The sequence below is a fragment of the Gleimia hominis genome, from assembly GCF_002871945.2.
Taxonomy (GTDB): domain Bacteria; phylum Actinomycetota; class Actinomycetes; order Actinomycetales; family Actinomycetaceae; genus Gleimia; species Gleimia hominis_A.
In genome coordinates this window covers 2,155,218-2,164,054 of record NZ_CP126963.1, presented here as the reverse complement: position 1 = coordinate 2,164,054, position 8,837 = coordinate 2,155,218, and the positions used below count along the sequence as shown (strand labels likewise).

The window sequence follows — 8,837 nt, the reverse complement described above, 5'->3', positions numbered from 1 at the left end:
GTTTTCCTTCCGTTGGTGCCTTTATGTCCCGTTCTAAGTGTAGTGTGATTCATTGAAGGTTTAGTCAGGTAATCTGGAGTCCTACAACACGGGAAGGGAATGGCTTTGGAATTTGATGTAACGATTGAAATCCCTAAGGGCAATCGCAATAAGTATGAGGTGGACCATGAGACGGGGCGGATCCGTTTGGACCGCATGCTCTTCACTTCTACGCGGTACCCGGATGATTACGGGTTTATTGAGGACACGTTGGGTGAGGATGGGGACCCTCTGGATGCGTTGGTGATTTTGGAAGAACCTACGTTCCCCGGTTGCGTGATTCGCTGCCGCGCGCTTGGGATGTTCCGGATGCGCGATGAGAACGGTGGCGACGACAAGGTGATTTGTGTGCCGTCGGGCGACCAGCGGGCGTCGTGGCGTACGGAAATTGAGGACATTTCGGAGTTCCACCGGCTTGAGATTCAGCATTTCTTTGAGGTGTATAAGGATTTGGAGCCCGGTAAGTCTGTTGAGGGTGCGCACTGGGTTGGCCGTGAGGAAGCGGAAGCGGAAGTGAATCGTTCTTACCAGCGGGCTAAGGATGCGGGTTACTACGACTAAAACTATCTGGTAAGCCAAGTGGGGTACCGACTGGTGTCAGTACCCCACTTTTTCGTTTCGGTGGGTAACGCTTGGGTCACCACCGGCATTTTGACGCGGTTTTTAGTTTTTTACAGTACCCGTCCGCCTGAGGGAACCAGGCCGGTGTAACGCAGTGGTCCCTCTGTGAGTGGGTACCCGAAGTCAACTGCTTCGATCATCCGGCCGTTGCCCGTGTACATCGCTACGTGGTAGATCGCGTTTGCGCTGCCGCCACGACCGTAGAATATAAGGTCTCCGGGTTGCAGTTGGCTAATCGGTACTCGCGCGGTGGCGTAGTACTGCTGTTGTGAGGAGTGCGGTAGCGAGGCGCGGCCTGCTGAACGCCAAGCCATCATTACGATACCGGAGCAGTCGTAGCCGGGGCCTTCCCCACCCCACACGTAGGTGGCACCGATCTTAGAGCGAGCAAATGCGATTGCTTGCTGAGCGCCAGACAGTGACGGTGCTGGGGCGGGTGCCGGTGCTGGTTGTGGTTTCGGTTTCGGTGGGGTTGGACGGGGAGCTGGGCGCTGCGTCGGCGCGGGCCGCGTCGGTTCAGGTCGGCTGGGTGCCGGAGCCGGCTGGCTTGGTGCGGGTCGGGACGGGCTTGGCTGCGGAGTTTGCGTCGCTTCCGGTGCGCTCGGTTGCGGCCGGTTTTGTTGCCGCTCAACGCGGATGCGTTCGTCTGCTTCAACGCGGCGTGCCTGCTGTTCGTCACGCTCGTTTTGCCGCCGCGTCTCTTCTTCCACGGACGTCTTCCGCCGTTGGGCAAGTGCGTTAATCAGGGTTTCGCGGCGGCGTTCCACTTGCGTCACTTCGTCGCGAGCCTGTTTGGCTTCCCCACGCGCCTGCGTGGTTTTTTCCTGTACCTGATCGTTCGCTTTTTGCGCTTGCTGCTGCGCTTCTTGTGCCTGTCCCGACAGCGTGTTTGTCACTTTTTCTAGCGCCAACACTTGTTGCATGCGTTGGTCCACTTCTGCGGAGAATGTGGAGATTGCTTTGTCGGAGCGTTCCAGTTCTGCCAGGCCATCTGTTTTCAGGTAGGGCGCGAACTGGTCGAGTCCACCATTGCCGGCGCGGTACGCAGTTTGGCTTACTTCCGCGAGGTTGTCACGGGCTTTGTCGAGGTCAGCTTTTGACGCGTTGACCGCATCTTGTGCTTCTTTAACGCGGGCGTTCGCTTGGTCGAGCCGGTCGCGTGATTGCGCAAGTTGTTCCTCCGCCATGCGGGCATTGATGTCGCTTTGGGAAGCGTTAGCGCGAACTTTCGCTAGTTCCACTTCGATTTGTGCGACGGACATTTCTGAGGGATCCGTAGCTGCGAAAGCAGTGGTTTGTTCACTGCCCCACGGTAGTGCGTTTGCACTCAACACCAACCCAGAAGTTAGCAACAAAGAGGTGACTACCATAGTCCCTCTAGACCGGATTCGCGTCAATGTAACCTCATTCCAAACCTCTCGCGCGCACTCAGGCGCGCGAGACATTTCTTTTCTAAAACGTTATGTTGAAACTAAACTATCGCAACAGCAACAACTATCGCAACATCATTAACACTAGTCCCATTGGTTGGTCGGCGTGTCCTCTTGATTTTACTTTTTTTTAGGAATATCGCCCGCGCGTCGTTAACGCGGAGAATACAGCTAAAACCACGCGCCTAACCGGCTTTACCGAAACCGTGAGGCAGGCGAATTTGAAGTACCTCATAGTTCTAATTCGGATCTGCACCACGCACGGGAAACATGTCAGGTAGTTGATTCTTGCGAATGTGCAACATCTTCTAAAGTAGAGGAATGGAAACGTTTGACCCCACGCGCGCATTTGACAATACTGCGATCCCCCGGGCGGGAGTGTGGACTCCAGATATCCTCGGCGATGGTTTCGAGGCGATGGCCCTGCAGCTACTGCCGGATGAGGAAGGCGAGGTTGTCGCCACCCTCGTGCGGCACAGCCCCGCGGCGGATCCAGTTATGCGCGCCCTCAATCCCGGTTTACGCGACTCCAGCTCGCAGGCGGGCCCGGGTTTACGAGATGCGCACGCGCAGGCGGACCCAGCTTTGTGGGCAGCGCAATCCGAGGCGGACCCAGCTTTGTGGGCAGCTCAATCCGAGGCGGACTCAGCTTTGTGGGCAGCTCAATCCGAGGCGGACCCGGCTACCCTCGTGCTGAAAAACCTCCCTGCGCACCGGGGGAAGCCGCTGTTTAACGCCCTGTACATTCACGGGTGGAACGACTATTTTTTTAATCGCGAAATGGCACGCGCAATCGCACTGATGGGCGGGCAGTTCTACGCACTGGACTTACGTAAATACGGCCGTTCGTGGCGTAAGAATCAGACGTTTGGGTGGATCACAAGCTTGCGCACGTACGATGAGGACATTTCGGAAGCGCTGAGCGTCATCGGAACGGATTTGCCCGTGGTAATGATGGCGCACTCCACAGGTGGGTTAACGGCTTCGCTGTGGGCGCATCGCAACCCGGGGGCACTCGCGGCACTGTGGTTGAACTCGCCTTGGTTGGATCTGCAGACTTCACCCTTCATGCGCTCGGCAACGCAGCAACTAGTTGAAATTATGGCGGGTCGCGACCCACGATGGGTGATTAACACGGGTGGGAACAATTTCTACGGCGAGTCACTGCAGGGCTGGCAAGAACGCGACGGTGCCCTGCCCCAGATGTATCAGCAGTGGGCCAACGACCCTGCGATCCGCGGGTGGTCGATTCTGCCGGAATGGAAGTCTGACAACCGGCAAACTCTCGCTGGATGGCTCGCGGCGATCGGCGAAGGGCACCAGCGGGTAGCGAAAGGATTGGACATAACGTGTCCCGTTTTAGCGCTCGCGTCAACTTCTTCTTACGAACGGGAGGAGTGGAGTGCGGACGTACGGTTCGCGGATGCGGTTCTGAACGTGCGTGACATTGTGGAGCGGGCGGCGCGGCTCGGTGAGTGGATAACGATCCGCCGCTACCGCGGTGTGCACGACCTAACTTTGTCGCTTCCGGACACGCGTGGGGCACTGTGGCGAGACACTCAAAAATGGCTGACCTACACCGGGGTCGCAAACCCGCCGCTTTAACGCAATTTAGAACGCATTTGCGGCGCTTTTCAGCAGGTACCCCCTGAGAGGTGTGAGGGTGGCTTAGATACGCCTCAGGCCTCGTGAAACAATAGGAAAAAAGGCCTAAACTGGGGGTATGTCTACTACTGTTCCCGTAAATAAGGCCATTAAGAGGGTCAATATTATTGAGGCCGTCGGCGATGCTGCCGCAAACGTACCTGACCACCCACGTGTTTCTGCCCCACACACGAAAGCCGCTGGCGTCGAAGGAGCTGTGCGCGGCGCGTTTTTTGGGGTGCGTGAACGTGGCCTGCTGCCACTCATCGTGCTGAATAGCCCCAAGGGCGTTAAGTGCCCGGGGTGTGCGTGGCCGGACGCGCAACCGGGTGAAGGCGGCATAGTTGACTTCTGTGAAAACGGGGCGAAAGCACTGGCGGAAGAGACAACGGGGCGACGGTGCACACCGCAGTTCTTTGCCGACTATTCGATTGTGGACCTGCGGGCAGAGACGGACTACTGGCTCAGCCGGCAAGGGCGCTTAACCACCCCGATGATCATTCGCGAAGGCAGCGACCACTACGAACCAATCGGTTGGGACGAGGCGTACGACCTCATCGCGGATGAAATTAAGAAACACCATCCGGACGAAACCGTGTACTACACGTCGGGGCGTGCCTCAAACGAATCCGCGTTCATGCTGCAGGTACTGGCAAAACGCGTTGGAACTAACAACCTGCCGGACTGTTCAAATATGTGCCACGAAGCCACCGGCAAGGCTTGCGGCCCGACGATTGGGATTGGGAAGGGAACGGTTACACTAGACGATTTAGAGCAAACCGGGCTCATCATTACGCTTGGGCAAAACCCGGGAACTAACCATCCGCGCCAGCTCATTTCGTTTGCGAAAGCGAAGAAGAATGGGGCGAAGATGATCGCTATAAATCCGCTGAAGGAAGCGGGGTTGCAGAACTTTTTGAACCCGCAAAAACCGGTGGGCGCCCTGGGAATCGGAGAGAAGCTCGCGGATGAGTACCTGCAGATCCGTTTAGACGGAGATTTGGCGTTCTGGCAAGGCGTGAACCACGTGCTGGTTGAACGCGGGTACATTGACTGGGATTTCCTGCGTAAATACTGCGCGAATTATGAGGAAACGATTGCGTATTTGCGCAGCGTAGATCCCGATGAGGTGGTGCGCCAGTGTGGTCTGCCGTGGGAAGACGTGGAGATGGTGGCGCAGTCCATTATTGAGGCGGGTGAGCGAGGGGTTGTGACCTGTTGGGCACTTGGGGCTACGCAGCACATGAACTCCGTGCCCCTGTTGCGCGAGATCGTGAACATGCACCTGCTGACAGGTAATATTGGCCGGCCCGGTGCGGGTACCTGCCCGGTGCGCGGACACTCTAACGTGCAGGGAGACCGCACCGTGGGGGTTTGGGAGGAACCCAGCGAGGCGCTGCTGGACGGCGTGGAGAAAGAGTTTGGGTTCAAAGTACCGCGCCACCACGGTTACAACGTGACCCGCACGTGTCAGGCGATGCGGGATGGGAAAGTCCGATTCTTCTTGTCGCTTGGAGGTAACTTTTTACGCGCAGCCGGTGACACGGCGGTGCTGGAGGAAGTGATCGATCAGGTCGACATGACGGTCATGCTGTCCACTAAGTTGAACCGTTCGCACTTGTACCCGGGGAAGACTGGTTTGATTTTGCCGGTTTTGACGCGTTCAGATCTGAATTTGGATCCTGAGGGGAATCCGCAGGCGGTGTCTACGGAAGACTCGATGGGATACGTAACCGCGTCTTATGGCAAGCACAAGATTTTGCAGGACCTACCCAGTGAGATGAAGATTTTCGGTGAAATCGGCTACCGACTTCATCATGAGCAGTACTGGCGTGACATGGGGAACTACACAACTGAAATCCGTAAACGTATTGAGGGCGTGTTCCCTATTTTTGAGAACTACGAGGAGCGGATGAAGGAGCCCGCGGGTCTGATCTTGTATAACGGTCCGCGCGTGCGGGAGTTCACCACGCCGAACGGGAAAGCGAACCTGTCGGTAAACACTATGCGCACCACGCAGGCACGCGAAGGGTACTTCTTGATGCAGACCCTACGTTCGCACGACCAGTACAACACCACTATTTACGGTATGTCCGACCGTTACCGCGGGATCCACAGTGGTCGCAGGGTTGTGCTTATGAATCCGGCGGACATGCAGCAGTGTGGTTACGAGCAAGGTGATTTGGTGGATATTTACGCCGATTACGAAGACGGTACGCGGCGGGCACCGAACTTTAGGATCGTAGAGTACGACACCCCGCGCGGCTGCTTAGCAACCTACATGCCAGAAACGAACGTGCTGATCTCTATGGATTCCTTTGGGGAATCTTCGGAAACGCCCATCATGAAATCCATTGAGGTACGCCTGGAACCCGCGCTGCTTGCTCAAGCAACTGCTGATCCTTCTGCTGTGGCAGCTGGAGCTGCTGGTTCGAGTGATGGTGCTTCTGGGTCTGGGAGGACTCGCGGGGCTGGCGGAACCCCTGCTGGGCGGGGTGAAGTGACCACAGCAGTGTAAGTGGGGGATCCCGCGGGTGAACCTGGTTGGGCTTGAGCTTTTTGCGGGTCAGTGTGTAGATATGGATTTCGAGTGAGGATTTAGCTAAGTAGCATGGCTCAGGGCGCTAGGAACGTGCGGGTGGTGCGCGTAACCCCGCAGGGGGTACGTGCACGCCGCGACCGCGTTGTTGTGGAAGAACCTCTGGAAATACGCATAAACGGACAGGCGTTCGCAACCACTATGCGTACCCCCGGGCATGACTACGAGTTAATCCACGGGTTCCTATTTTCCGAAGGTGTTATCAGCTCCAGCGATGACGTGCTTTCCATGCAGTACTGCGCGGGGCGTACCACGATGCGCAGGCCCGAAGACCTCATCCCAATCGCCAACCGAAACATAGGTACCCGCAGTGGTATTGGCGGTGCTTCAAACCAAAGCACCCTCGCGTCCCAAAGCGGTTTTGGCGGCGCCTGGACCCAAGAAATAGGTGGGCTAGCCGGGGGTACTTTCGGCGCACAAGCGAGTGGCCACAACACCTACAATGTAGTGAACGTCCGGTTAGCGCCGCACGTCGAGTGGGAGGACGCGGCCCGGAACGTCGCTGGGAACTCTGCGTGTGGGGTCTGTGGCAGCACTTCGATTGAGCGGGTACTTGGCCGCCGACGTAGTGTGCTTGAGTCGGTTGCGTTGGACCCGCAGGTGATTTTGGGGTTGCCGGACGCACTTGCGCAGCAGCAGGAGCTTTTTCGCCGCACCGGGGGGAGCCACGGGGCTGCGTTATTCACGCTTTCGGGTGAGCTTTTACGGTTCCGTGAGGACGTGGGTAGGCACAATGCAGCGGACAAACTGATTGGTTCATTCGTCATGGACAACCAGGTACCCCTCGGTGAAACCATGCTCGTAATGTCCTCCAGAGCCTCATTTGAACTAGTGCAAAAAGCTGTGATGGCAGGGATTCCCGCGGTGGCGTCCCTATCCGCAGCCACAAGTCTTGCCGTGGAGTTAGCAACCGCCTCAGGCGTGGCACTAGCAGGATTTATACGACCTGAAAGGTTCAACCTGTACGCAGGTGAACTCGCACGCCCGGTAAGCGCGTGAGGTAACCCGTTCTGCAAAATCAATGAACCGGCCACTTTCACAATGCGAAGGCTGCGCAATCGTGTCGTCGGATGGGCGGACGCTACCTTAAAATGTTACCCACGCTTAAAACGCTACCCGCGGCGCGCTCGCCTACCCCGCTGCGGTTTCCCCACGGTTTCATATTCCGCGCGAATCTGGTCGTTGATTTCGTCCAACGCCTCCCCCAGGGAGGGGCCCGATGTGTCCCCAAGCTTCCACACGGCCCACCCATCGTATTCGGAGGAACCACTGACAATCGCCGCGGCCTCATTCGGGTCGGTTGTTGACCACTGGTCGGTGCGCAGTTGCCCATCAACAGTCAGGACCGCCGTTTGCTCCGCCTGATCACGCCACACAACTGTGGTATCTTCCGTCAAGATCTGGCCGATAATCGCCAGTGCTCGCGCCCCCCGTTCAAGAGTTGGAATATGGGAACTTGCACCCCCCGTTTGATGTTCCTGCGTCACCTGGTTTTCCTGACGACGATGCGATTCCGGTTTATCTTCCGCAGCGTGAGATTCCGGTTCTACCTTTCCATCTTGAGGTTCTGGCTTTACTCTTGCATCTTGAGGTTCAACCTCATTTTGCGCAGCGTGTGGTTCCGGTTCTGCGGCGGCACTCGACTCATCTGCGGGAGTAACTTCCCCGGAGGTACTTTCTCGTGAAGGGTCCGTGACCTGTGGTTTTTCAACTCTTTGCGACGCTGCCTGCGCTGACGTACCGCGTTCCTCAACAGAGGTACCCTCTTCCCCAAGAGAGGTACCGCGTTCCTCAACAACGGACTGATTCGCACCAGTTAGCAGCGGAATCTGCCCAGTGGAGGCCAACAAGTTGGGATTATGACCATACAAACGGGGCCCCACAGCCTCAACGTCTAAAAACTGGCGGCCGTTAGACATGGAACGAACCGCGATCTCATGTACCTCCACCCCAGAAGTGGCGAGCACATCCAAAGCGGGGCGGACAGCGGCATCAATCTGCCCAACAACCAAGATTAAACGCGGACCCGGAGCGGGAGAAGGTGGCATCGCATCGCGAAACTCCGCCCACCCAAGGCGGAAATTCTGAATCCCACCCGGGTACGCTGAAGCCAAATCATTCCACCCAAGTGACGCCGTGTCCGCCAGGCGAGAAAGCGAATCTATCATCGTTTTTGAGTCCAGTGAAGCGAAAACCTCCACCGACACAACCTGACCGGACGCGTCCAACGCCGTTAAACGCGGTGCACCACCATCCATCCCAGACCCAACCGGTGCGGTATCTTGCCAAGTTATTGGGAAAAGGGGGCGCCCCACAATCTCCAGGACTTGTTCACGAACGCTAGTGAGGATGTCATCAGTCAAACCATTCTCAACAGTCCGCCCGAACTGAGCGGGAACCAAACGACCCTCGTCGAACTCAAACAGAGGCATGTCACGCCCTTCCAAATCAATCGCCAAGTTCTATTATCACACGTAACGGCGCCAGGTGAAACGCCCAACGTA

The 8,837-nt window shown here is 57.1% G+C and carries 6 protein-coding genes; 4 read left to right on the top strand and 2 right to left on the bottom strand.

From position 1 onward, the window contains the following. Nucleotides 1–105: 105 nt before the first annotated feature. Nucleotides 106–600, top strand: coding sequence for an inorganic diphosphatase (locus CJ187_RS09375; RefSeq protein WP_102216599.1), 495 nt, complete (start codon nt 106–108; stop codon nt 598–600). A gap of 110 nt (nt 601–710) precedes the next feature. On the opposite strand, the gene CJ187_RS09370 is transcribed toward CJ187_RS09375, so the two are convergent. Further along, nucleotides 711–2,030 (bottom strand): NlpC/P60 family protein, encoded by a 1,320-nt coding sequence (locus CJ187_RS09370; protein ID WP_102216320.1) that lies wholly within the window; start codon nt 2,028–2,030, stop codon nt 711–713. A gap of 381 nt (nt 2,031–2,411) precedes the next feature. On the opposite strand from CJ187_RS09370, the gene CJ187_RS09365 reads away from it, so the two are divergent. From CJ187_RS09365 to fdhD, 3 genes are all read left to right on the top strand, one after another. Continuing rightward, nucleotides 2,412–3,695 (top strand): alpha/beta hydrolase, encoded by a 1,284-nt coding sequence (locus tag CJ187_RS09365; protein WP_158237719.1) that lies wholly within the window; start codon nt 2,412–2,414, stop codon nt 3,693–3,695. Between the two features lie 118 nt (nt 3,696–3,813). Beyond that, entirely contained in the window at nt 3,814–6,252 is a 2,439-nt protein-coding gene (locus CJ187_RS09360; protein WP_102216321.1) for an FdhF/YdeP family oxidoreductase, read from the top strand. A 93-nt stretch (nt 6,253–6,345) separates the two neighbouring features. Then, a complete protein-coding gene (fdhD, locus tag CJ187_RS09355) occupies nt 6,346–7,332 on the top strand; it encodes a formate dehydrogenase accessory sulfurtransferase FdhD (RefSeq protein ID WP_102216322.1) in 987 nt (328 codons plus the stop codon). Nucleotides 7,333–7,445: 113 nt separating this feature from the next. Here fdhD and CJ187_RS09350 read toward each other — a convergent pair whose 3' ends face one another. Further along, nucleotides 7,446–8,765, bottom strand: coding sequence for a hypothetical protein (locus CJ187_RS09350; RefSeq protein WP_102216323.1), 1,320 nt, complete (start codon nt 8,763–8,765; stop codon nt 7,446–7,448). Between the last annotated feature and the right edge of the window lie 72 nt (nt 8,766–8,837).